This window comes from Limnothrix redekei LRLZ20PSL1 (assembly GCF_043235035.1).
In the GTDB taxonomy this organism is placed as follows: Bacteria; Cyanobacteriota; Cyanobacteriia; order CACIAM-69d; family CACIAM-69d; genus CACIAM-69d.
Genome location: NZ_JAZAQF010000074.1, coordinates 1 through 25,356 on the forward strand (window position 1 = coordinate 1; position 25,356 = coordinate 25,356).

The following is a 25,356-nucleotide window of genomic DNA, read 5'->3' on the forward strand; positions in this document are numbered from 1 at the left end:
TTGAGCAAGGACTATGAGTTGTATTCGGAGACGAGTGAAGGGATGATCTATGGCTGCTTAATGCATTTGATGGTGAGAAGATTGGCTGCTCTAGATGCTTAATAATTGATTTATAAATCAGCTCTCAATCTGGGACTGACCCCAGCAGCCGATCGGGGAGCGGTTATGCTTCAACTCGTCGCGCTATTATGCGCAACATCGCCTCAACCCACTGTCTGATCCAGCTAGAACTGTCCCGCTAAGATTTCCTGTTGGTCTTTTAAGGAGTAGCAACCGTGTGCGGTATTGTCGGCTATATCGGAACCCAACCTGCGGTCAGCATTCTGCTTGAAGGGCTGCGCAAACTGGAATATCGCGGCTATGATTCGGCGGGAATTGCCACCGTTTGGGAAGGGCAACTACACACCGTTCGGGCCCAAGGCAAACTCTACAACCTCCAGGCCAAGCTGGAAGGCTGGGAAATGCCCGCCCGCTTGGGCATTGGCCACACCCGCTGGGCCACCCACGGCAAGCCCGAGGAGCGCAACGCCCACCCGCACATGGATCCAACCCAAACCATTGCGGTGGTGCAGAACGGAATCATTGAAAACTACCGTGAACTGAAAGAGTTGCTGATTGCCGAAGGGGCCAGCTTCAGTTCTGAGACGGACACGGAAGTGGTTCCCCATCTGATCGCCCGTTGTTGGCGAGAGTTGGCGCAGGAGTCGGCCAGTGGTTGGTTGAGTGGGTCACGCCTGATGGAGGCCACTCGCCGGGCGATCGGGCAGTTGAAAGGGGCTTTTGCGCTGGCGATTGTGGCGGCCGATGCGCCCGATGAGTTGATTGTGGTGCGGCAACAGGCTCCCATCTCGATCGGGTTTGGGCAGGGGGAATTTTTCTGCGCATCGGACACCCCGGCGATCGTGCCCTACACCCGCGCTGTTTTGCACCTGGACAATGGCGAAATTGCCCGTTTAACGCCGCTGGGGGTTGAAATTTACGGCTTTGAGGGCGATCGTCGGGTGAAATATCCCCATTTGCTCAACTGGAGTTCCACCCAAGTTGAAAAAGGCGGCTATCGCCACTACATGCTCAAGGAAATCTTTGAGCAACCGGGCGTGGTGCGCGATTGTCTCGCGGCTTATTTTGGCGGCATCACTCCCACCCCGAACTGTTCCGCCGACGGGTCGCCGGTCACCTTGGGGCTGCCCGCAGAATGGCTTCAGGATGTGCAGCAAATCCAAATCCTGGCCTGTGGCACCAGTTGGCACGCCAGCTTGGTGGGTAAGTACTTGTTGGAAGGGCTGGCCGGTGTGCCCACCTCGGTGCAATATGCCTCGGAGTTTCGATCGGCCCCATCCCCAGCGGGCCCTTGCACCCTAACGATCGGGGTGACCCAATCGGGCGAAACGGCCGACACCTTGGCAGCCTTGGAGGTCGATCGCGAGCGTCGGGCCCAGTTGGCCCCGGAATTCCAGGCGCGATTGATTGGGATCAGCAACCGACCGGAAAACACGATCGGGCGGATTGCCGATTACGTGATTCCAACCCACGCGGGCATTGAAATCGGTGTGGCTGCCACCAAAACCTTTGTCACGCAGTTGCTGGCCTTCTATGCCCTGGCCATTGATTTAGGCGTGCGGCGGGGAACCCTAGCGGTCGATCGCGCCAATGTCCTGATTGAAGGGCTGCACCAACTGCCCCGCCACATTGAACATATCCTGGACAAACAAAACGCCAAAATTGAAGCCCTGGCCCACGAATTCAGCGAAACTCGCGACTTTATTTTCATTGGGCGCGGTCTCAACTTCCCGATCGCCCTGGAAGGGGCCCTCAAGCTGAAGGAAATCAGCTATATCCACGCGGAAGGCTACCCGGCCGGCGAACTGAAACACGGCCCGATCGCCCTGTTGGATGACAAAGTGCCCGTCGTGGCGATCGCGACCCCTGGCAATGTTTACGACAAAGTGATGTCCAATGCCCAGGAGGCCCGGGCCCGCGATGCTCGGCTCATTGGCGTGGTGGCGGAAGGGGATGCCCTCGCGGCCGATCTGTTCAACCCGTCCATTTCGGTTCCTGTCACCGATGAGTGGCTGTTCCCGGTCTTGAACGTTGTGCCTCTGCAACTGCTGTCCTACTACATCGCTGCTCGTCGGGGCTTGGATGTGGATCAACCGCGCAATTTGGCCAAATCCGTCACGGTGGAATAGTCCCGATCGCTTCGCTGCCCGCCCGATCGACTAATTAGCCCCAAATCCCATTAGGGCGCATCGCCATGCGCCCGCCAATACGCCTCCAATACAAAAGATCTCCGCAAACCAATTAATTCATTCCCAGCGATCGACCCTGGCAGAGGGCGTACAGCGGTACGCCCCTCCCCAATCGCCCGTGATGCAGATTAGCCGATTAACTGTGCATAGAAAACAAACCAAGTGGTGCTCATCGAATGTGAAAACAGTCCTATAAGAAATCCTAAGATTTTTGACTGATATAAATTTCCGAATTGTTATTACGAGTTTTTACTCATTTTTCTGCATTATATCTTCCTACATGATTAGGACTGAAGGATCAGAAACTTGAGCTTGCGATTCCCACTGCGGGTCATTTTAGTTGTGCCCTTTGTGCTGCAAATTCTGACGGCCGTGGGACTCGTTGCTTTCTTTTCCTTTAAAAATGGCCAGCAAGCAGTACGAAACTTAGCCAGTCAGCTCATGGATAGCACTACCCAGCGAGTTGACGCAGAACTCGACTCCTATCTAAAACTACCTAAGCAGTTGCTGGATGCTACCGCTAAAGCGGTTTCGACAAACCAACTAAATCTATCTAATTCCCGAGCTAGAGAACTATATTTTTGGCGACAGTCCTCTGCATTTGAATCCATTAGTTACATTGGCTGTCTACTGCCCAATGGTGCTGCGGCTGGAGCTGGGAGATGGATTGCTCCCAACCAAGTAACTCTATATGAACACTATCCCAAAATTAATATTGCCAAAGAATATAGTAGTGATCAATATGGCAATCGCTCCCAGGAATTACAGCGCTATTTTGCTGACCCTATCGATATTGATCGATCCTATGCAGAAATCAAGCATAGACCAGGATTTTCTTGGGGGTCGGTTTATGAATATATAGGAAAAGACTTGGCTGTTAATCCGAAATTAGCCCCTGAATTAGCTCAAGCAATCATTGAATCAAACTACTATATTGCTCTGGGTGCTCTTTATCCATTATTTGATAAAAATAATAAGCTTTCAAGTATATTATCAGTCGATTTACAATTAGACCATATTAGTGAATTTTTGCAAAATCTGAAAGTTAGTCCCTCCGGACAGGTTTTTATTATTGAGCGTAATGGTCAATTAATTGCTAGCTCTAGTCGGCAACCGGTCTTTGCAAAATTAGGCGATCAAAAAACACTTCGCTATAGCGTTAACAATATCCCTGACGCAACAATTCAGAACACAGCTCGAAAAGTTCAACAACAACTTGGCAACTTCCAAGCAATTCATCAGGGTCATACATTCATGACCTCAATTAATCAGCGCCAGCAATTTGTGCAAGTAACCCCCTGGCAGGATCCAGATGGCATCGATTGGCTCATCATTATCACAGTTCCAGAGTCAGATTTCATGGAGGCTATTGATGCCAACACACGCATGAGCCTATGGCTCTGTTTTGGAACGGCTGTAATCGTCACTGTCTTGAGCATCTGCACGGCAAATTGGATCACCAATCCTGTTTTTAGCTTGCAGAGGGCAAGTAACGCGATCGCCGGTGGCAATCTTAATTTACTGATTAAGGAGAGTAATATTGTTGAGCTTCAAGGCTTGGCGCAATCTTTTAATCAAATGGCAACTCAGCTAAAGCATTCCTTTGAAGTTTTAGAGGATCGCGTGGCGGAAAGAACTGCGGAATTAGAAGCTGCAAAAATTGCGGCCGACGCAGCCAATCATGCCAAAAGTGAATTTCTGGCAAATATGAGCCATGAATTGCGAACGCCACTGAATGGCATCTTAGGCTATGCCCAAATTCTGGCGCGATCGAAAGCACTCACCCATAAAGATCTACATGGCATTGATGTTATTTATCAATGTGGTTCTCATCTGCTGACTCTCATTGAGGATATTCTTGACTTAGCAAAAATTGAAGCTCGAAAGCTGGAACTTGATCCAAAACCAGTTCACTTAGTAACTTTCTTGCAAGAAATATTTGAAATTTGTCGAATTCGTTCAGATCAAAAAAATATTGAATTTCACTACCAATTAGCTCCTGATCTGCCATCAGGAATTGTAGTAGATGGAAAGCGCTTGAAGCAAGTACTAATAAACTTAATTAGTAATGCAATTAAATTCACTGATCATGGCTCCGTTACCCTGATGGTTAATCGGATAGTTTCTGGCCCATCCCATCAGTTCCAAAATGATTTAGCAATCCAAGATCACTGCTGTTTGGAATTTAAAGTTATTGATACAGGAATTGGCATTGCGTCAGAGGACATTCAAAAATTATTCCGATCCTTTGAGCAAGTGGGTGAATCAGGGCGAAAAGCAGCAGGCACCGGTTTGGGCTTGGCCATTAGCCAAAAAATCGTCTCCCTGATGGGTGGAATGATTCAAATCAAGAGCCAACTGGGCGCAGGAAGCCAGTTTTTCTTTCAACTTAACGTTCCCCTAACAACAGATTGGTTGCAAGAGTCGGTGCAATCCATGGGTGAAGTGGTGGGTTATCAAGGTCTGAAACGCTCTATTTTGATTGTTGATGATGTTCCAGACAATCGAGCTGTTTTGCGAAATTTGTTGGAGCCAGTTGGCTTTTTAATCACAGAAGCGGATCAGGGGCAACAGGCTTTAGAGGAGTTAGAACGTCAATTACCCGACTTGATCATTACGGATTTGTCAATGCCTGTGATGGATGGTCTTGAATTGATTCGACAGATCCGTCGTCATCAACAATGGGCCAGCTTAAAGGTCATTGTTTCGTCGGCTTCCGTGTCCCAGCTCGATCGACAAATGAGTTTAGATGTTGGTGGTGATGATTTTCTGGAAAAGCCAGTCAAGGCCGATCGCCTCTTTAGTCTTCTGGCTCAACATTTGGGCGTGATGTGGCAACTGGAAAAGCAGGATTCAGCGCAGCCTGCGCCACTCGATGGCTCACAAGACCGAATCGTTCCACCCCTCACGGAATTACAATCCTGGTTATATTTTGTGCAGGTCGGCCTTCTTCAAAAGTTGGTCACGGCGGTGGAGTCACTGCTGCAAAGATCTGCCACGGCACAAAATGAGCACCTGAATTCCGGTTCCTATGAGCCTTTTGCGCGAGATGTGCTGCATTTAGCTGAGCGGTTTAAATTAGAAGAGCTTGAGGAAATGATTCAGGCTGCGATTGTTAATTCCCAGGATTGATCCCCCGATCACTACTATTCATAGGGACTAATGGGAATTTTGAATCAAGGCTTTCAAAGCTTCAAAATATCATTAACAAGTAACAATCCGTTAATTGATCAAAAGCTTCGAGCAATTAAAGCTATGATCAATGGGCCAAAAATCCATGCATTGACATTTGATGTATCAAAGATGACGTTCAATGTCAAAAATTATACCTGATCAAAGGTGAGTTTAATCAAATTGAAACTCAATTAAAGAAATATAAATTGTAAATTAGGTGTAAATTGACGCTTTAATTAATCATTTTTGGATGAAAGATTGCTGTTAACTGGCTAAGTTGCCTGGCGCTAACTATGACAGATCTCGTGTTGATTGTTGATGACACCCCTACTAATTTAGATGTGTTGTCTTTGACCTTGAGTAATTCAGGATTTGAGGTGTCGATCGCAACGAGTGGTGAACGTGCTTTGCAGCAAGTTGCCAGGTGTTTGCCCAGCCTGATTTTGCTGGATGTGATGATGCCAGGACTGGATGGATTTGAAACCTGTCTGCGGTTAAAGGAAAATCCTGAAACTGCTCAAGTGCCGGTTATTTTTATGACCGCGCTCACGGATATTAAAAGTAAGATGCGCGGGCTGGAAGTTGGAGCTGTTGACTATATTACAAAACCATTTCATGCCAAAGAAGTGCTGGCTCGAATTAGAACCCATTTAAGGCTTTATCATTTAACGGAAAAATTAGCCCAAGAAGTTGAAAACGCGACCACTGAGCTACGAGCTTCACAGATGCAGCTTGTGCAGAGTGAAAAAATGTCTGCCCTAGGAAACCTTATTGCTGGTGTGGCCCATGAAATCAATAATCCCGTGGGCTGCATTCTCGGGAATATTCAGTTGGCAGAAGATGCGTTAGGCGACTTATTCAAAGTTATTAGAGGTTATCAACAGGAACTGAAGAAACCAAGTCCTGAGCTACTGAAATTGCTGTCCCAAATAGATTTGGACTATCTACAGGAAGATTTGCCGAAGTTGCTGAATTCGATTAAAGGTAGTGGTGAAAGAATCACAACGATTAGTCGTAGCCTGAGAACTTTTTCTAGAATGGGAAGCGATCGCCCACAACTTTTCAATGTGCATGATGGCATTGACAGCACATTGATGATTCTGCGCCATCGACTAATTTATAAACAAGGCCGTCCGGTTATCGAAGTGGTGACAGATTATGGCGAAATTCCAGAGATTTTGTGTTTTCCAGATCAGTTAAATCAGGTTTTTATGAATATTTTAGCGAATGCCATTGATGCGCTGGATGAGAGGGCCAGTGATTGGCAAGGGTCTAATCTGCTGCCAGATGTGCTGAAAATTACAATTAGCACTCGAGTTGATGGAGAGTTTTTGTCAATCAAGATTGGTGATAACGGTAAGGGAATTCCGGAGAAGATTAAGCCCCGAATTTTTGAGCATTTATTTACGACGAAACAAATTGGCAAAGGAACGGGTTTGGGACTGGCGATCGCCCATCAAATTGTGACTGAAAAGCACCTGGGCACTTTGACGGTGGAGTCTCAGGTGGGGCAAGGTACTGAGTTTGAAATTCGCTTGCCCACTCAGCTAGACGTTGAATTTGAGCCTGCTTAATGGCTGGGTTGCTGGGAATTCGAGGGGTTGTTGAGCACCAGTTGCGTGGTTTGGGTGGTTTCCCCAGGCATAGGCAGCCGGTGCTCAGATTTAGTTTTTGGTGAGACCATGCTCCAGGGCAAAGCGGACTAATTCGGTGCGGCTGTTGGTGCCGGTTTTGCTGAATAGGCGGCTGACGTACTTTTCCACATTGCGCACGCTGGTATCTAACCGGCGGGCAATTTCCTTGTTCATTAGCCCCTCGGCTACCAAATTCAAAACACTTTGTTCACGGGGGGTCAAATCCACGGCGATCGGGGGCGGGGTGGGGGTGATGCCGCCGCGTTGGGTCAAGATGGCTTTGATTTCCGCAATTTGCCGAGCCAAATCAGCAATGTCATGTTCGCCATCACCCGTGGGGGCGGTCACTTCATCCCGTCGGCGCAGTAGGTTTTCGACGATCGCCACCAGTTCATCGGGGTCAAAGGGTTTGGATAAATAGGCATCGCAACCGGCGCTATAGCCTTGGATGCGATCGCCCGTCATGCCCTTGGCGGTCAGAAAAACCACGGGAATCGATCGAAACCGGGCATCATCCCGCAACTGCTGCAAAAACTGGTAGCCATCCACCTTGGGCATCATCACATCAGAAATGACGAGATCCGGGGCAAATTGCTGCACCATTTCCCATCCTTCGGTGGCATCGCGGGCAACGCGCACCGTGAAACCACTGTCTTCTAGGTAGGCTTGCACCGCTTCCCGGAGACTGGGTTCATCATCAACTAACAGCAATTGAGCAGACATGGGACTGAGAAGAAAGGAAGGAGGAACGGAAAAAGCAGGATGGCAACCAGCCCCAGGGGCCGATCGGGCGGTTTGGAAATCCTGAATCCTAGCCTAGCGGTTGTGGGTGCAGGGCTATCGATCGCGCGGTGGTGTTCGTGGCTGGGTTGCGCTGGGCCAGGGTTGCCCAGACGGTTGCATCGGTTTGGCCGGTGGGGGCCAAACCCCAATCGCCCTGGAACTGACGCAGGGCGGTGGCAGTGGTTGCGTCAAAGTGGCCGGTGATTCGGTGGTCAAAGTAACCTCGGCAGCGGAGCCGGGCTTGCAGTTCGGCCACCCAAGGCCCTCGATCGCCCGTTTGCAGGGGCCGATCGGGCCGGATCGGCGCAATGGTTGGCCTGGGCGGTGGGCTGGGCCGTTGGGGGTTGCCTTCCACCCAACGCCAAACCCTGGCATCGGCAATGCCGGTGATTGGCACGCCCCAGGCCCGCTGCAATTTGCGAACGGCTCGATCGGTCAGAGGGCCGTAATACCCCGGTTGATAGGGCGCGCGCAACAGGCCCTGGCGTTGGAGGGCGGCTTGCAGAATGGCCACGCGATCGCCCCGCTGACCGGGATAAAGGGGCGATCGGCTGGGGGGCGCTTGCCCTTGGGGCCAAGGATCGGCCGGCAGAGGACGCGCAGGAGTTGCTTGGCGATCGCGGCTAATGGTTTTGGCCAGGCGATCAACGGCGTGATTGGCGCTGTGGGTGGCGTTGGGCTGGGCGCTGGTGGGCGTTGCGTCCGGCGGCAAGGGGCGATCGTAGCCGGGCCCGTAGGCTAAGCCGCGATATTTCAACACCACCGATCGGGGCCAGGGCCAAGCCGCCAACCCTGCCGCCAGCATTGATCGCCCCGCTTGCAGAACAAACTCACAGCCTCGATATTTGCCGAGATATTGACCGATCGTCGTGGTGGTGCTGACCCTGGATGAGGGCATCGAGGGGCGATCGGGATTGTTCTGAGAAATGCTGGGGGCCGGGCGTTGATAGGCCAGACCGCGATATTTCAACTCCATGCCTTGATTTAATCCGATGGCGAAACGGGATGCCAATTACCGCTTAGCTCCGCTGACTTCTGACCGGCCGTACTGGCGCAAAATGTCCGCCAGGGTGGGATAGGCCGTTTCCAGGCCAAAGCTGGCCGGCGACCAAACTTGGTCATAGGTAAAGTGCCGGTAGGCCATGCAGAACCGATCCCAGGGGCCCATCTGGATGTTGAACCAGTCAATTAGCCGATCGGCCAAGCCCACCGACAGGGGAATTTTCAGCCGTGCCGGTCGCCCCTTCAGCACCGTGGAAGCAATATCCACCAGCTCATTAGCGGTCAGGGCCGGCTGACCCAACACAAAATGGCGCGGCCCGGGTTCCGACGGTGGATTGAGGGCCAAGTGGGCCACCACCCGGGCAATATCCGCTGCATGGACAAAGTGAAAGCTGCCATCCACCTTCAGCCGCCGGATCAAGCTGATGTAGCGCAGGGCTTCCGGCAGACCTTTGGTGGGTTCCGAGTAGGGTTTATCGCGATCGCCCCCGAGCACGATCGTCGGATAGATGGCGGTGATTCGATCGGCTAGCGGGCGATCGGTCAACTGCTGGGTGCATTCGGCCTTGCTGCGAATGTAGTCCGTGCCGAGTTGCAGGGCTTCCGAAAGCAAATGCCCATCCCGCCCCAACACGCTGGCCGTGGAGAAATACAGAATCTGATCGCAGCGATCGGGATCCAGCCCATCCATCAGCGCTTGGTTTTGACCCACGTTCACCGCAAAGGTTTCCGGCCCGCCCCAACAAGTCGCCGCCAGGATCGCCGTTTGCACCTGCTTCAGGCGATCGGCAAAGCGATCAAGCTCGCGCAAATCGCCCGCCAGCACCTCAATTTGCGGGTGATTTTGCCAATCAAATTGCAATTTTTGGGGACTGCGCACCAACAACCACAGGGGGCGATCGGTCAATTGCAACAGGCGATCGACCAGATAGTGGCCCACACAGCCGCTCGCCCCCGTGATCAAAATCGGCCCCATATGGCTTGGTTGCTCCCCGCCCCGATCGGCTTGTGCTGAATGCGATCAAGCAATCTTAACAGACCGTCGCAAATCCCTCGCAGCCGGGACGGCATAAGCGCTTCAGCAACCGCAGTGATCGCCCTGTTGGCCCCACCGTCGCCCTTGCCCTGAACCATGGCCCCGGCGATGGCGACCTTGGCCACAGCCGCCCCCCGGCACGGTTGCCAGTCTCGTTGGTTCTGGCCAGGATGCGGCAGGGTCGGAAGGGGCGAGATCAATTGTGATCCAGTGGGTTGCTGGGGTAGCGGCGATCGGTTGGCCCCATTGGACAGGCCCACCCGCAGCCGAGCGATCGGCACAACGCTGGAAAGCCCGCAGGTGATTTTGTTGGGAAGCCCGCTGCAAATTCAAAAACACCCGCTGCACATCGGGATAGTTGCTCGTGGCTGCCAGTAACCGCCGATACATTTCAGCATTTTCAATTTCTCCGGCCACACCGGCTTGGCAGGCCGCCGCGATCGATTCCGGAGCAGTGACCCGTTGCGGCCACTCATCCACAGGTACCGGAATGTTGTACTTCCAAAACAATGGCAGCAGGGCCCGAATATGTCGTTCTTCGGAAGCCAAGATGTTAATAAAAGGACGGATCGGGCCAAATTTCTGAATGACCAGCCGATAGGTAGCTCGGGCCTTAAATTCGTCATTCAAAGCCTCAATTAAAGCTGCCGTCAATGCCTCTTGCATTGCAACCTCCATTGGTAAAAACTGTTGGTTAAATCACTGATGCTTTGTAAGAACAAACCCACCCAGAAATTGAGCAGGCTCAGGAAAGGACGAATAGGAGTCAGTGCTGAAAATTAGCGATGGGAAGTAACAGAGTTAACCACTCTGCTCTGGCGTGACAAAAATGCATTGCACCGTTTCCCGATCGAGGGCGGCTCGGGTGCGACCAATGCTGACGATATAGGACGGAAACCGCTGCTCGATCGCAATTTGGTTCCCCGGCAAAATGCCCAGCGCCGTGAGCTTGCGGAGCATGGCATCATCCTGGGTTTCCAAATGGGCAATCCAATGGGGATCGCTCGATCGAATCGTGGACAGCGCATTCATGGTAATCAGCCTCCGGAGGTGAAAAACAGGTTAGGACGAATAGGATTGCTCGGGGTTGAAAGAGTTGATTTCCCTAGCGTAACTGTCCCAGACAAGGAACTTAAGCTCCTTGTCCCCCGAGATCTTGCAGTGGCAGGATGCAAGTCTCGGGGATTGGACGATAGCCCCCTATACCCAGCGTTCAAACATCACTGCCTTAGAGCACAATATGGAACAGATTTAGCCCCCAATTCAAAACATAGCCAACTGCCAAAGCGAAGGGGAAAATAAACAACACCATGAGCGTTGCGGTTTTAACTCCTCGCTCCTTAATGATCATTTGCAATTGGGCAATGCAAGGCAAAAACAGAGTCAGCACCACTGCTGCAATGAGCAGTTGATCGCCCGTGAGCTGTCCGTCCTGCTGCAAATCAAACAAACCCGCAGCGCCATAGTCCCGCCGAAAGAAGCCATAGAGCAAAATGGGTGCGGTTTCTTTGGGCAAACCCAAACCTAGGGCGATCGGCTCAATGCCGCTAATCAGCCAATCAAAAATTCCCGTTAAACGACCCACCCAAATAATGGCCGAAGCCCAAATGAACAGCGGCAACACTTCCCAGAAATACCACTTCATCCGCACCCAGGTTTTGGTGATGACGTTGCGGATTTTGGGTAGGCGCAGAGGGGGCAGTTCAATATAAAACTGAGCCGCAGAGCCAGGCAGGAACTGATCGATCAAAAAGCCAGCCAGGAGGAAAATGCCCACGATCAACCCAGCCCAGGTGACCAAGGCCGCCGGGCGCTGAGCCAGGAGTCCCAAAATCACACCCCATTGGGCTGCGCAGGGAATAGCCAAGGACAGCAAAAAAGTGGCGATCAGCCGTTCCCGCTTGGTTTCCAGGGTGCGGGTAACGATCGTGGCCATGGTGTCACATCCCAGCCCCAAAACGATCGGGATCACAGCTCGGCCCGAGAGGCCGATCGCCTTAAACAGTCGATCGAGCATCAAGGATAACCGAGGCAAATAGCCGCTATCTTCTAGCAGGGAAAACATTAGAAAATAGGTGGCTACCACCGGCAACACAATCGCCGTGGCGTAGCGAATTCCGAGGGTAATAATCCCGTAGTCATGGGCAAAGAGATCCTGCAAGGTGGGCCAGGGAATCACTTGCTCCGTGACATGGTTTACAACGGGGTTAATTTGTTCCTCAAAGAAGGTTTCAATCCGATCGACCAGTTCTCCGGCTCCGAATTCCCCAACGAATTTATAAACCCCCCAATAGAGCACCAACACCAAGATGGGGAAGCCAGAGATGGGGTTCACCGTTAGCTGATGGATCCATTCGCCCCAACGACGTTGGTTGGGATTGGGTTCTGCCAAGGTGTTTTTTTCGAGCGCCTGGGCAAACCCTTGGCGCGCTTGGGCAATTTCCAGCGAAATTGGTCGGCCCAGTTGGGCCTGGGTCGTAGCAATTAATTGTTCTAGATCCTGTTGTCGATCGCCCGGTAATTGCTCCCACAAATTGGGGTCTTTTTGCAGCAACAACAGAGCAAAGCTCCGGGATGACAAATGGCGATCAGCAAAGTCTTGACCCCAGCCCGATCGCCACCAAGTTTCAATTTGGGCGATCGCTACTTCGATCGGTTCTAAGTATCGGATTGTTAGACTCATTTCTGTGAATTGGCCTGCTCCTGGGCGGCCTTGATAGGTCAGCGATAGGTCAGCGATAGGTCAGCAATGGCGCGCCCTAGCCCACCGCTGCCAAGGCTGGGGCTGGGGTGCTGGCTAGGCGATCGGCCAGGGTTTCTCGTAACCGATCCACGCCCCAATTGCGGGCCGCCGCCATCAGCACCACCGGCACGCCCAACTCTTCGATTAGGGTTTTCTGATCGATGGTCAGGCCCCAGCGCTGGGCCTCGTCCATCATGTTCACCGCCACAATCACGGGCAGCTCTGCTTCTAGCAACTGCACCGTTAGCGCCAACATGCGCCCCAAATTTTTGGCATCCAGCACATGGACGATCGCCCCAAAGGGTTCCGACATCAGCAAATCTCGGGCCACCCGCTCCTCTTCGCTGATCGGCAACAGGGAATACATCCCCGGTGTATCAATCACGCTGACGGCGCGATCGTCTAGGGTCATGGCCCCGCGTGTCACCTCCACCGTTGTGCCGGGATAGTTAGACACCGTGACGTAAGTACCAGTCAGAGCATGAAACAGGACGGATTTGCCCACATTCGGCATTCCTACCAGGGCAACTTGTGGCCCACCTGGCTCGATCGGGGGCCGGCTAAAGTTTTCGCTAAAGGGCAACCACCGCAGCGATCGCTTGGACCCACAACTCCCGTTGTTTTGATGGCACTGATGACAATCCATGACCTAACTCTCCCTGGCAATCTTGCCGGGCAACATAATTTCAAGACGCTATCCCAAAGTGCTTCGGCCAAGATGCTCAAGCCAAAGTGCTCAAACGCTTGCAAGCAGCCAATGCCAGCTTTGGACTGAGAGCATTTTGAGACGGTCGCCCTCATTTTAGGAGTGGCAGGATAGCTTACGGGAAATCTGCAAGACTTTCTCAATAATCTTGATTGTACTTCTTGATCAATTCCGAGTCTAGAAAACCGGTGCAAGAGCGGGACAATCTGCCCTGATCTGCGCTGAAATTTGAGGAGCGGCCGGGCCAATGTGGACAGCGCAAACCGGAATTGGCAAGCTCAAGAAACTCGCAATTCTCAATAATTGCAGCAATTTGGTAGGTATTGGTAATGATGGAAATTTCATCCGTTACAAACGAGTCATGGGCGGTTAAATTCTGTAATTTTGGCGATTAGCCCCCCGGGAACAATGCCACTCTATTAAGAAAAATCAGCAATTTTATTGAAAATATCCGTCTATTGCACTTACACTGCTAATGAGTTTGGACAAGCCTGTCCCTCCAAAAGCTTTTCCCCTAAGATCCTTGAAGCCACCGCGCCCCTGGGGGTTTGTCCCGCTGGGTCGTGGGCCACTGGCTGGGATTGTTTGTGCCCCCCATCCTTGTTATGGGGAACTAAAGCCATGAGTCATTCCTCCACCCCCGATCGCGAGCCATCTGCACCCCCTGAGCCGCAACCGTTGGCTAATTCAGGGTTGGACTCGGCCGCTGAGGTCTCTCCAATCGCCCCAGCCTTTCAGGAGCAGCTCTCCGAGTCCGATCGGCTTGTGATCAATACTTCCTCTGCTCCTCCTGAATCCCAACCTGTGAATTCTGATTTTGATTCGGCCGAAACGGCGACGGGTGCTTTGGCACAATCCACCCCATCCGGCGCGATCGAGCCGGGCCCTGACTCTGCGTTGAGTAACCTCACCCTGCCTGCCCAATTGGGGCAATGGTTGCAGGAATACGGGGAAATTACGACGATTTTGCCGGTGTTGGCGGGGTTGTTTGTCACAACCCGGTTTCAACTGCGCGGCTCGCGGGCCCTGCTGACCAATCTGGCGATCGCGGCGGTGGTGCGCCAAGTCATTCTGTACTTCAAACAGCAGGCCAATAGCTCAGCGGGAACGTTAGCGATGGTGACTGCGGGGGCGGCTTTGGCTACGGTGGCCGCAACGCCGGCCCCCAGCAACCAATCAGCGGCCTCCGCCCAGACGAGTCCCATTTCCCTCACTGAACTGGGCAGTAATTTGGGTATGGGGTTGGGTTGCGAAGATTGCACCATCGTCCATTCCGTGCCAGGGCGAATCCGGTTGCGGATCGATCGCCTTCGTACCGATCGAGCCTATGGCAAGCGGCTGGAAACCCTGCTGAAGGATGAGCCGATCGTGTTGGGCACGCGCATGAATCAGGCGGCGGCCTCCTTGGCGATTCAATACGACTCCACGGGCCTCTCGGATTTGGAGTTGGGGTTGCGATTGCTGCAAGTGTTGAATCGCGCCAACCAAGATTAGCCACCATCAGGATCTCAGCGAAAAGGGCATGGCAATGGCAAACATGGGGCAGACCGTGGCGAACGATCGCACCTGGCGCTGGGAACGACCGGCGGCCTGGACCCATTGGGAATTAATCCATTGGCAGCCGGGCCGGGTGCGGGTGCGTTGGTGGCCGGCGCGGTCTTCGGCCTTGGCGGTGGAACGGTTGGAAACGGCCTTGGCGGCGCGATCGGACGTGGCGGCGGTGCGGGTGGTGCGAGCGGCCGCTTCGGTGACGATTGTGTATCACGATCGCCAGTTACCGATGGCCGGGCTACGATTGCGCTTGGATGACTGGCTGGCCCTGGCTTGGCCCGATCGGGCCTTGCTGTTGCAACCGGTCCCAGACCTCTCGGCTCCTGCCTCGGTGGGGGCCCCGACGGAAACGGCGGAGGACGAGGATGAGGAAGAAGCCTCCTTGCCCCAAACCTTGATCGCCTTGACCTTGGCGGGGTTGGCCCGGTGGCGGCCCCTGTTGCCGTTGCGGGTGTTGGCGACGGTGGCCCTGTTGCGGGCCGTTTGGCCCGTCGCCCAGCGGGCTTGGCAAAGCGTGACGGCCGATCGCCGCTTAAACATTGACTGCATGGATCTGTTGGCGATCGGCCTCAGCAGCAGTGGTGGATCTTTGGTGGTTCCGTCCCTGGTCTTGACTCTGCACGCCTTGGGGGATGCGATTCGCGATCGCACCGCTCGGGCCACGGCCTTGCGAACGGCGAATCTGTCCGACGCGATCGGGCGGTTTGCTTGGGTGAAAGTCAACGATGGGCCGCCCCAACGGATTCCCAGTGACCAACTCCAGGTGGGCGATTTGGTGGTGGTTTATCCCGGTGAGCAAATTCCCGCCGATGGGCCGGTGCTGTCCGGTGAAGCCACGATCGATGAAAAAAGTCTGACCGGGGAACCCTTGCCCGTGGCCGCCAGTGCTGGCCGTTGGGTTCATGCTTCAACCTTGGTGCGATCGGGGCAAATTTACCTGCGAGCCGAACGGGTGGGCAACCAAACCCGCGCCGCCGCCAGCTTGGCCCTGCTGGAACAGGCCCCGGTCTATGACACCCGGATGGCCAACTATGCCGAACGGCTGGCCGACAAGGCGATCGGCCCGGCCCTGATCTTGGCCCTGGTGGTGCTGATTGCCACTCGCGATCCGGCCCGGGCGGCGGCCATTCTGACCCTGGACTTTGTGACCGGCATTCGGCTATCGATTCCCACGGCGTTCCTGGGAGCCTTGAACCACACCACCCGTCACGGCGTGTTGGTGCGCAGTGGGCGAACCCTGGAACAGTTGGCGGCGATCGATACGGTGGTGTTCGACAAAACGGGCACCCTCACCCAGGGCGACATCGTTTTAGAGCAAGTGTTGCCCGCCCAATCGGACATCACCCCCGATCAGCTCCTGCAACTGGCCGCTTCGGCGGAACAGCGGCTCACCCATCCGGTGGCCGAGGCGATCGTCCGGGCAGCAGCCGATCGGGGCCTAACCCTGAGCGATCGGGGCGAATGGAACTATGAAGTGGGCCTGGGGGTGCGGGCTCAACTGGCGGCGGGTGATGTGCTGGTGGGCAGTGCGCGATTTTTAATTCAGCAGGGTGTGACGGGTTTGGGTGAATGGCTAACCACCCTTGATCAACAGGCCAGCAGCCAACCCTCGATCGCCCAGCCTTCGATCTATGTGGCCGTGGATGGCCGATTCATGGGCGAACTGCGCTACACCGACCCCCTGCGGCCCGAAAGTGCGGCCCTGGTGCAAACCCTGCAAACGGAATTGGGATTGGATGTGCGGTTGCTGACCGGCGACACGCCCGCCCGCGCGGCCCAGGTGGCACGGGCCCTGGAAATTCCGACCGATCGGGTCTACGCGGAAGCCTTTCCCGATCGCAAAGCCACCATCATTCGCGACCTGCGGCGATCGGGGCGCACCGTGGCCTTTGTGGGCGATGGCCTCAACGATTCCGTGGCCCTGGCCTATGCGGATGTGTCCATTTCCTTTGAGCAGGGGTCGGAAATTGCCCGCGAAACCGCCGATGTGGTGTTGATGAATAACCATTTGCTGGATCTGCTGGAGGTGTTGACCATTGCCCGCCAAACCCAAGGGTTGATTGAACAAAATACCGCCCTGGTGGTGCTACCGAACCTGATTGCTTTGGGACTAGCCACCACCCGCGGCCTCAGCCCCCCGATCGCCACCGCCATCCACAACGGCTCCGCGATCGCCGCCGGCCTCAACAGTTTGCGCCCCCTGATTCAGCACCACTTTTTTGAGCGGCCCCGCGATCGCTAGTGTTCCCTCGTGGCTCATCGCTCGCCCCTGCTCACCCCGTCGTTTACCTCGTCGTTCAACTTGTTTTCACTGCTTCAATTTGCAAACCCCTCACCCCCTTCAGACCTATGGCTTGGATTCATCTGGATAAATCCGTCATCACCTTTCATGTCAAGGAAATGATTGAGGATGGCTGTCAACAGGACTTGACTGCCTTGCTGGGGTTAGGGGCCGTCTTGGTGGGGCCCGTGGTGGTGCGATCGCTCCTAAAATCCTTGCACCAGCGCCAGCGCCCCATCTCCCTGAGCGATTGGATTACCCAAGCCCAACAAACGGCCCCCGCTCCCACCTTGCGCCTGGCTCCCGCGGCCCAAAACCAACGCCCCAACCGCGCAATGGCAATTGGGGCTTCTCAGCAGGATTCAGTTCAGGGCACAGCACAAACCAACAACGCCGCTTAGGAGAGCGTTAACCGCTCGATTAGGCTCGGCAGGAACACCAAGGGGCTTATTTCTGGGCGTTCATTACTGGTCGCTCATTGAAAGCGCTCATTGAAAGCGCTCACTGGAGGCGCTCACGGTCTGATGACATCAGGATGGGATTGGGCAGTGAGTGGATCGGCTGGCGCATCCAGCCCGATCGCTCACCCTTCCCATTAGACCAGTCGGTGTTCTTCTTCCGGCGAGGTTGCGTTCAACGCCGGGTTCACCTCCGCTCCGGGCGCACTGGCCGTTAAACCCAGCGGCACCCGGGCCTCCGCGAGGGCTTCAGCACGGGCCTCCGCCGCAATATCCGCGATCATTTCGCCGGTTTCCGCGATCGCGGCTTTTGTCTTTTCAAACAACACAACCCCGGTTTTCAACCCTGCTTTGAGCGCTGGTTTCAACAAGGGCAAAATAATTGGGGCAACCACCACCGTTGCCACACCGGCCAAGGCCACCTTAGCCGCAGGTTCTTGAGCCAAACCGATAATGCGCGATCTCAGACGAAGTTCGCCAAGATTCATCATGGGAGTTACTCGCCACCGACGATACATGCCCTAATTCTATCAAGTCTTTCCAAAAGGATTGGATTAAAACAATCTAGATTTCAGGACAACATCAGTCAGCTTATTGAATATTTTTTAGAGGATTGTGATCGCAATTTTAGGCTGCAAAATGATTGAAAAATGACCCAAAGCAGTCCTGTGATTCGTTTATGATTCCAGATTCCTATAGAGAATTTCTGTCAATTTTTACGCCAACTCATCTCCCAGCAGATCGCTCAACTGATCTCAAGGAACCCAAAAATTGGATTCCGAGGATGTCTGGAAAGCCAAAGTTTGATTGGCAGTTGCCTAGTGGTGCTGGCTCTAGTTCGTCATGGCCGTAAAAAGCGAGGGCGATCGATTCCCGATCACCCTCGCTATTGATGCACTTTATCGACGTACTGAAGCTATGCCGAATGAATAGCTGCGCCGAACGCCTTACCGCGCGCCCACCAGCAGCTTGTCAGCGTTCTTCGCCGTTTCAAAGAAGAAGGCAGCATTTTCTTCCGGCGTGGTGGACAGGATGCCATGACCCAGGTTCAGGATGTGACCTTTGCGACCGGCCTTGTTGATCGTGTCGATGATCCGATCGCGGATGAATGCCTTGGAGCCAAACAGCACGCCGGGATCAATATTCCCTTGCACCATGATGTCCGGGCCCAGGCGACGACGCGCATCGGCCATATCCACCGTCCAATCAACACTGACCACATTCGCGCCCGATTGGCCCATCCGTTCCAGAATGCCGGCGCTGCCGCTGATGTAGAGCACCAGAGGCACATCGGGGTAGCGATCGCGCACCTTCTTGAAGGCCCGCTGTTGGTAGGGCAGGGCAAAGGTGTCGTAATCCTGGGGCGACAGTTGACCCGCCCAGGAGTCGAACATTTGCACCATTTGCGCGCCGCATTCGATTTGGTGACACATGTAATCTGCCACCATGTCCGACAGCTTTTCGAGGAAAGCGTGCAGTACGGCTGGCTCCGAGAAGGCCATCCGCTTAATCACGGCGTATTCCTTGGAGCTTTTGCCCTCGATCGCGTAGGCTGCCAACGTCCAGGGCGCACCCACAAAGCCCAATACGGCTGCCTTGTTGCCCACTTCCTGGCGTAGGGTGGTCAAGATCTTGCGGATGAAGGGCATCGATTGATCGGCATCCAGGGGGGTGAGGGCATTCACCTGTTCGATCGTCCGAATTGGTGACTCAATCACGGGGCCGCGGCTTTCGATGATGTCGAAGGGAATCCCGATCCCGGCGAGGGGGGTGAGGATGTCCGAGAACATAATTACGCCATCGGGTTGGAAGGCGCGGAAGGGTTGCAGGGAAATTTCGATCGCCAAGTCAGCAATTTCCGAGCGATCGCGGAAGGACGGATATTTTTCGCGCAAATCCCGATAAACCTTCATGTAGCGCCCTGCTTGGCGCATCATCCACACGGGCGGGCGAGGCAATTCTTCGCCCCGCAGCGCTCGCAACAAGTAAGGCGTATCGTTTGCGCTGGTCATCGTCGCCGCTTCCTTCTTACAAAAACCGGTTTGTTAAATCGAGTGCTTTGACAGCTTACCACCCGTGCGAGCAAGGGCGACTCTCTTGCTTCGTAACGGTTTGCAACGATTTTCGGGCAGCAATTTGGGCAGCAATTTGGGCAGTCATGGGACGGAGATTTGAGCCAGGAAAAATTTCGAGACCACTTGAATCGGATTGCTCCAAGAATCACGCACCATTCAGGCGATTCTCGCAATTGTGCCAATAACCAGCCAAACTGCATCCGCCCCGGTCAAATCTCAACCGGGTAAAATAAAGATAAAACTCATTGAGCTATCTGCATGGATGTCGATCCCCATTTAGGGGGACTCCTAATTCGGACACTCTCGGACACTTGATGAACCTTGGGCGATGGGGCAAAGGCATAGGTGCATCTGCCACAAAGCCGGAAAATCTAGAGCTGAGAAAATCCAGCGCTCAAAAATGCTAGGACGGCGGGTAATCAATCCGCTATGCTGCTGGCAATTCCCCCTCCATGCCGAGTCTGACCGTCAGCCTTATCTAATCCCCCCAAAACACATGGAACCCTCCACCATGGGCGATCGCGCCGCCAGCCCCCGCCCGGAACGCGAAAAAGTTGAGCTTTCGATTCGTCTCGATCCGGACTTGCTCGATCGCGTCAATCACCTGACCGACGACCCGAGCAAAATTATCGAAGCCGCCGTGCGCCAGTGGTTGCGGGGTGGCCCAGCCCGCGAAGATGACCTCTCACGGTTGTTGCCGCGCAATCCCGTTGTGCCGCCCCGTGGCGAATGGAACGATTAGCCGATCGGCCTTAGCTTGTGTTCTTAGATTGCGTTGCCAGTTGTGTTGAATCGCGGAAATTGTGGTGAACTGGGCCTCGGGATCGAAGCTCAGAGATGTTACCACTGAGGTTATTGAGCGGTTATGGCCCTGTAAGCGAGCGCGTAATGTCTGGATCCCCTTCGTCTTCGGATTTTTCGCCATCTACGTTGACCTCCCCGGACAACTCCGCAACGGATCCGATTGTCCTTCCGCATCGCCCTGGTGATCACCGGGATCTGACAATATATCCAGCGCCGCTTGGGTCTCTTGGTGTTAGTTCATCTTCGGTTAGTGTTCCCTCAGAATCTATTGTGCCCGGCCCGATCGCCTCAGGATCGATCCTGTCTGGTTCTGTGCCCTCTGGTTCTGTTTTGTCCGACGATGCTTTGTCTGACGATGCTCTGTCTGAAGCGACCGATCCCGGATCTGGCACGTCAGGATCGGATATCTCCGAATCCAGCCTGTTGGAAGCAACCGCGAACCCCAAGCCACCGACCGCAACCACCTCTCCAGGGCGATCGGGCATGACCATTGATGAACCCCTCGCGCTTCAACACTTGGGTGCCGAGTTGGCCTATATCCAAGACAACGACGGTCACTATCGAGCTTTCCACTGGCGAGAAGCCGCCGCCGTGGGACTCGATTCCCAGCTCATTTGCGCAGCTCCGCCCGAAGAACCCCTCTTTGGGCCAATCAGCCTGCCTGAGTATTTTGAGATTTTGAATCGGGTCATCTTGCAGGGTGCTCCAGAACGTTTAACTTGTCGCCTGGCCTGGGCGAATCAGTCGCGTACTTTTGATTTAGTGCTCAGTCCGATGTTGGGGGACGATGGGCGGGCCGATCGGGTGTTGGTCATGGGGCGATCGATTTCAACGCGATCGCACGAGCCAATGACTCCGGCGAATCTCCCTTCTGCTCTGGATGCTCATCAAAAGCTCCTGAGCAAAATTGCCACCAGCATTCGGCGCACCCTGCCCCTCAGTTCGGCTCTCTATCAAATTCTCTTGACCAAGATTGCGCGCAACATTCGCAAAACGCTCGATCTCGACACCATTTGGCAACAAACGGTCTGTGGCCTTGTCCAAGCCCTCAGTGTTTGTCGGGCCGTTGTTTGTGCCTACCCGGGCCCCCAGGAGGGGGTGGTGCGAGTCGTGGCGGAACATACCCGTAGCCCCAGTCCTCACCCTATGCTGGGCGCTGACCTCTCCGTGGCCCACGACACACCGATGGGGGAAGCGCTGATGAGTTTGGAACCCGTGGTGATGGATCGGCTCAACCAAGATCCCTTTGGGAATCAGTCGGCAATTATTGTGGCGGCTCGTCACCAGGGTAAGGTGAACGGACTGATTGCGCTCTATCAGTACGATCGCACCCGCCACTGGACGACGGCCGAAGCGGAACTGATGCGAGAGTTGGCCGACCAAGTGGGCACGGCGATCGCCCATGCCACCCTCTTTGCGGAAAGCCAAGCCCTGACCCACGAGCTGCAAGAGAAAAACATTCACCTCATTCAAAAACAGCAGGAATTAGAAGAAGCCCGCGAACAGGCGGAGGAAGTCTCGCGGCTCAAGAGTGAATTCTTGGCCAACACGTCCCACGAAATTCGCACGCCCCTGAACGGGGTGATTGGCTTTCTGAAGCTGATTTTGGATGGGATGGTGGATGATCCCGAAGAGCAGCAGGACTTTTTGCAGGAGGCCTACAACAGCGCCGTTCACCTGCTGAATATCCTGAACGACATTTTGGACATTGCCCGCATTGAGGCCGATCGCTTGGAATTGCACCTGGTGCCGGTGAACCTGCGGGAACTCTGTCGCCATGCTTCGGATTTCACCTTGGCCCAAATTCAGCAAAAGGGCTTGCGCTATGACTTGCAGCTCCCGGATACCCATGACGATGTGTTGATGTATGGGGACGATCAACGGTTGCTTCAGGTGTTGCTGAATCTGATTGGCAACGCCATTAAGTTCACCCACGAAGGCGGCATCACCGTCAGTGCTGACCTGATTTGGCAACCGGTGGTGGTGCAGAATCGCGAGCTACCGGGATTGGTGCGAATTCGGGTGGCTGACACGGGCATTGGGGTCTCGCTGGATAAACAAGACCGGCTGTTCCAATCCTTCAGCCAGGTGGATGGGGCCCGCACCCGACGCTATGGGGGCACGGGGTTAGGACTGGTGATTTCCCGGCGGCTGGTGGAGGCGATGGGGGGCGATATGAACTTCTACAGCCTGGGCGAAGGGCTGGGTTCCACGGTGACCTTCACGGTTCCCCTGTATCAGGAGCCGGTGATGCGACTGGTGGAGACCTAGGGGCGATCGCCCGCTAGCGACGACGGATCCGACCGAGGGTGGTGATATACAAAACCGCTTCGGCCGGGGGAATGCCCAACACCTCGTTTACTTGGTTGTCAAAGAATCCGGCGATGCCGCTGGCCCCTAACCCTAGGCGGATGGCCGCCAAATTCAGCCGCTGGCCCAGGTGACCGCTGTCCAGGTGTAAGTAGCGATAGGCGCGATCGCCATAGCGCTCGATCGCCGCGTCTAAGTCCGCCGTTTGGAACACCACCGCCGCCGCATCTCGCCCCAGTTCCTGGCCCAAGCAGAGGAAGTGCAACTCTTCTCGGAAATTTTTGAAGCGAATTTGCCGCAACTCGTTGGCCTGGGGAGCGTAGTAGTAGCAACCGGCTTCGAGACCCTCCACATCGGACACTGCCACGAAACTATTGATCAAATAGGGGTCGAAATAGTCCGGGTTGGGATCGAGGCCCTGATCGGCGTAATTGCGGGGTTGATAGGCAAAGGTCAAAATGCTGGACAGGTCACTGAGGCTGAGGCTGTCACCGCTGTAGGCCCGGGTTGAGCGACGGTGCAAGATGGTGCGCTCCAACTCCTGAAGCTGCTGACCCCAATGGATCGGCGGCGCGGCGATCGGGGCTTTGAGACCAAAGGGCAGATTGTACTTGTCGGCGGCGACCAAGCGGTTGTCCTGGGTGAGCAAGCTCGGATCGATCGCGGCGGATTGGGACGTGATGCGCGTGGCCTGGTGTAGGTAGCGCAGCAGTTGACCATCGGGCAAGTTGGGATAGGCGCGATCAGCCCGGGAGGGCAGGGCACTGGGGGCGGACAGGTGCGGGCGATCGGGCACGGTTCCTTCGGTGAGGGCCACCACCGCCGTCACGCCCTCCTGTTCTGGCTCCAGAAACAGCAGCCGCTCCAGTTGCTCATCGTCAAAACCACCGATCAGCGTGGCCTGATAGTCCACCAGAGAGCTGGCCAGCGTGGCATTGGCCAACAGATGCCCCGTATCCAGACAGATGCGGCGATAGGCTCGATCGCCATAACGCCAGGCCGAGCGCTGAAAAACCGCCGTGGTGACCAAGGCCAAGGAAGCGTCGGTTAAAGCAGGGTGCTGAAAGCAGGCCGCTTGCAGATCGGGCCAAAGGGCGCTATCCCATACCTGAACCAAACCATGGGTTTTCACTTGGTAGTGATATAGCCCCGCCGCCAAGGGGCCGTTGCCCGGCGACAACAGATAAACTTCCGCCGGATACAGCCCTCCCGCCGAAGGAGCCGAACGGAGCGCCACGCCCATTTGTGGCAGCCGAGCCGTGATCCCGTAGGCGCAATAGAGCAACTTAGACAGTCGCCGCCACCAGGTCGCGATCGGGCTGTCTAAAACATCGATCGCGCTGGGCTTGAGATCCAGCACTGTGCCAAATCGATAGTCCTTGTATAGTTCCGGGCGATCGTCCCAATTCAGCGGTCGAGATTGACGCTCGATCGTTTCAGGATCATACTTAGTGCGCTCGTGATAGTACTGAGCGATAGACAACTCTACCTCGGGCATGGCTTCCAATTGAACGAGGAACGATCGCGCAATCAATATCCAACAACAACGGGGACAAATCAATCCACTCGCGATAAACATCATCGCCTAATTACACCCCCGATCGTCCCACCACAGGAGCGAGATCAAACATCAGCGCCGTGGGGTACATCCCTCCATTCCGAATCAACGGTGTGGCAGCCTGGGAAAATTTTTGAAAATGGCTTAATGATGATTTTTTTAAATCAACCGATAATTATTTTTGATTAATAAATTTGCTTTCCATTCGATCCTGAATCTGACGCTGATCCCACTTCCATCGCAAACCTATGTAGACGCTCCTGTCCTTGAGGGCGTAGATTTGACCGATGGCTTCAGCTCGCAATTTGCACCACTACCGGAGTTGATATCTCCCAAGAAGTCCAGGAGCCTTCAAAGCGATCCAAGATCATGATATCTGCAAAATCAATCATTTTTGGGCGATCTTAAATGTGTTTTCCTGGTTTGTAATTTTCTCAATTATTTTCTGATGCAATCTCTCGATCGGCGCTGGGATTGCTTGAGGAGCAGATTCACAAACTGACAAAATTGATACCTAACCATGGACTGGAAAGACAGTAACTTCAGAAATTGAATCTAAAAAAAATCTTAGATCTGTAAAAATATTCGAAAAATTCTGATAGAAAACGGTTGAATTTTAGAAAAATTCTGACTTCTTCCTGAGGCCTACAGTCAGCCAATATTCAGCCAATATTAGTTAATTAAGCTTCCGTCGATGGTTTAAGAATGCAGCCCAAAATTTGCCCAGCCAGCAATCACCCCAAGGGTTTACCCCGGCAGTAGAATAAGCTCCCGCCACCACTTTGGGCAGAAATTGAGCAGAAACTGACCTGTCACCGTTGCTCCCGCCGTAGCTCGGGAGCCTGTTGTATCGTCGTCGATGGTATGCAAAAACTGACCGCAGCAGAACTTCAATCTGCATATCAGCAAGGTCAACGCAATTTTCAAAAAAGTGATCTTCAGGGAGTGGACCTGTTTGAGGCCTCATTACCAGACATTGATTTGCAACAGAG

18 protein-coding genes and 1 pseudogene are annotated in these 25,356 nt (G+C 54.3%); 9 read left to right on the plus strand and 10 right to left on the minus strand.

The genetic code is table 11. The features are described from left to right. The 4 genes and pseudogenes from VPK24_RS12260 to VPK24_RS12275 all read left to right on the plus strand — a co-directional run. A pseudogene (locus VPK24_RS12260) lies at positions 1-102 on the plus strand (IS5/IS1182 family transposase); the annotation flags it as partial. 173 nt (positions 103-275) lie between these two features. Further along, complete coding sequence (gene glmS / locus VPK24_RS12265) at positions 276-2,189, plus strand: glutamine--fructose-6-phosphate transaminase (isomerizing) (protein WP_190528682.1); 1,914 nt, start codon at positions 276-278, stop codon at positions 2,187-2,189. A gap of 366 nt (positions 2,190-2,555) precedes the next feature. Beyond that, positions 2,556-5,381 carry a response regulator gene (locus VPK24_RS12270; RefSeq protein ID WP_393013737.1) on the plus strand — a complete coding sequence of 942 codons (2,826 nt, stop codon included), beginning with the start codon at positions 2,556-2,558 and terminating at the stop codon, positions 5,379-5,381. Between the two features lie 335 nt (positions 5,382-5,716). Further along, positions 5,717-6,997, plus strand: a complete 1,281-nt coding sequence (locus tag VPK24_RS12275; protein ID WP_393013739.1) for a sensor histidine kinase — start codon at positions 5,717-5,719, stop codon at positions 6,995-6,997. Between the two features lie 90 nt (positions 6,998-7,087). On the opposite strand, the gene VPK24_RS12280 is transcribed toward VPK24_RS12275, so the two are convergent. From VPK24_RS12280 to VPK24_RS12310, 7 genes are all read right to left on the minus strand, one after another. After that, positions 7,088-7,780: a response regulator transcription factor gene (locus VPK24_RS12280; RefSeq protein ID WP_099534036.1), complete on the minus strand. Its 693-nt coding sequence runs from the start codon at positions 7,778-7,780 to the stop codon at positions 7,088-7,090. 88 nt (positions 7,781-7,868) lie between these two features. After that, positions 7,869-8,816: a peptidoglycan-binding protein gene (locus VPK24_RS12285; RefSeq protein WP_393013740.1), complete on the minus strand. Its 948-nt coding sequence runs from the start codon at positions 8,814-8,816 to the stop codon at positions 7,869-7,871. Positions 8,817-8,852: 36 nt separating this feature from the next. Continuing rightward, positions 8,853-9,818 carry an NAD-dependent epimerase/dehydratase family protein gene (locus VPK24_RS12290; RefSeq protein ID WP_393013742.1) on the minus strand — a complete coding sequence of 322 codons (966 nt, stop codon included), beginning with the start codon at positions 9,816-9,818 and terminating at the stop codon, positions 8,853-8,855. A 102-nt stretch (positions 9,819-9,920) separates the two neighbouring features. After that, positions 9,921-10,544, minus strand: a complete 624-nt coding sequence (locus VPK24_RS12295) for a ferritin-like domain-containing protein (protein WP_393013744.1) — start codon at positions 10,542-10,544, stop codon at positions 9,921-9,923. 135 nt (positions 10,545-10,679) lie between these two features. Then, positions 10,680-10,910 carry a FeoA family protein gene (locus VPK24_RS12300; protein ID WP_393013745.1) on the minus strand — a complete coding sequence of 77 codons (231 nt, stop codon included), beginning with the start codon at positions 10,908-10,910 and terminating at the stop codon, positions 10,680-10,682. Between the two features lie 196 nt (positions 10,911-11,106). After that, a complete protein-coding gene (locus VPK24_RS12305; protein ID WP_393013747.1) occupies positions 11,107-12,561 on the minus strand; it encodes a nucleoside recognition domain-containing protein in 1,455 nt (484 codons plus the stop codon). Positions 12,562-12,637: 76 nt separating this feature from the next. After that, the gene (locus VPK24_RS12310) at positions 12,638-13,267 is read right to left on the minus strand and encodes a FeoB small GTPase domain-containing protein (RefSeq protein WP_393013749.1); all 630 of its coding nucleotides are present in this window, start codon (positions 13,265-13,267) and stop codon (positions 12,638-12,640) included. 681 nt (positions 13,268-13,948) lie between these two features. Here VPK24_RS12310 and VPK24_RS12315 point away from each other — a divergent pair. The 3 genes from VPK24_RS12315 (at position 13,949) to VPK24_RS12325 (ending at position 17,560) form a co-directional block, all read left to right on the plus strand. Further along, on the plus strand, positions 13,949-14,821 hold the full coding sequence (locus tag VPK24_RS12315) for an HMA2 domain-containing protein (RefSeq protein WP_393013751.1): 873 nt from the start codon (positions 13,949-13,951) through the stop codon (positions 14,819-14,821). Positions 14,822-14,864: 43 nt separating this feature from the next. Beyond that, positions 14,865-17,120, plus strand: a complete 2,256-nt coding sequence (locus tag VPK24_RS12320; RefSeq protein ID WP_393013752.1) for a heavy metal translocating P-type ATPase — start codon at positions 14,865-14,867, stop codon at positions 17,118-17,120. Positions 17,121-17,227: 107 nt separating this feature from the next. Continuing rightward, positions 17,228-17,560: a hypothetical protein gene (locus VPK24_RS12325; RefSeq protein ID WP_393013754.1), complete on the plus strand. Its 333-nt coding sequence runs from the start codon at positions 17,228-17,230 to the stop codon at positions 17,558-17,560. 194 nt (positions 17,561-17,754) lie between these two features. On the opposite strand, the gene VPK24_RS12330 is transcribed toward VPK24_RS12325, so the two are convergent. Together VPK24_RS12330 and hemE are read right to left on the minus strand one after the other, a co-directional pair. Then, positions 17,755-18,108 (minus strand): DUF5132 domain-containing protein, encoded by a 354-nt coding sequence (locus tag VPK24_RS12330; protein WP_393013756.1) that lies wholly within the window; start codon positions 18,106-18,108, stop codon positions 17,755-17,757. Between the two features lie 456 nt (positions 18,109-18,564). After that, positions 18,565-19,629, minus strand: coding sequence for a uroporphyrinogen decarboxylase (gene hemE / locus VPK24_RS12335; RefSeq protein WP_393013758.1), 1,065 nt, complete (start codon positions 19,627-19,629; stop codon positions 18,565-18,567). A 574-nt stretch (positions 19,630-20,203) separates the two neighbouring features. On the opposite strand from hemE, the gene VPK24_RS12340 reads away from it, so the two are divergent. Beyond that, complete coding sequence (locus tag VPK24_RS12340; RefSeq protein WP_099532358.1) at positions 20,204-20,434, plus strand: hypothetical protein; 231 nt, start codon at positions 20,204-20,206, stop codon at positions 20,432-20,434. Between the two features lie 374 nt (positions 20,435-20,808). Beyond that, a complete protein-coding gene (locus VPK24_RS12345; protein ID WP_393013760.1) occupies positions 20,809-22,767 on the plus strand; it encodes a GAF domain-containing sensor histidine kinase in 1,959 nt (652 codons plus the stop codon). A gap of 13 nt (positions 22,768-22,780) precedes the next feature. Here VPK24_RS12345 and VPK24_RS12350 read toward each other — a convergent pair whose 3' ends face one another. Continuing rightward, the gene (locus VPK24_RS12350; RefSeq protein WP_393013762.1) at positions 22,781-24,304 is read right to left on the minus strand and encodes a SagB/ThcOx family dehydrogenase; all 1,524 of its coding nucleotides are present in this window, start codon (positions 24,302-24,304) and stop codon (positions 22,781-22,783) included. Positions 24,305-25,356: the final 1,052 nt, after the last annotated feature.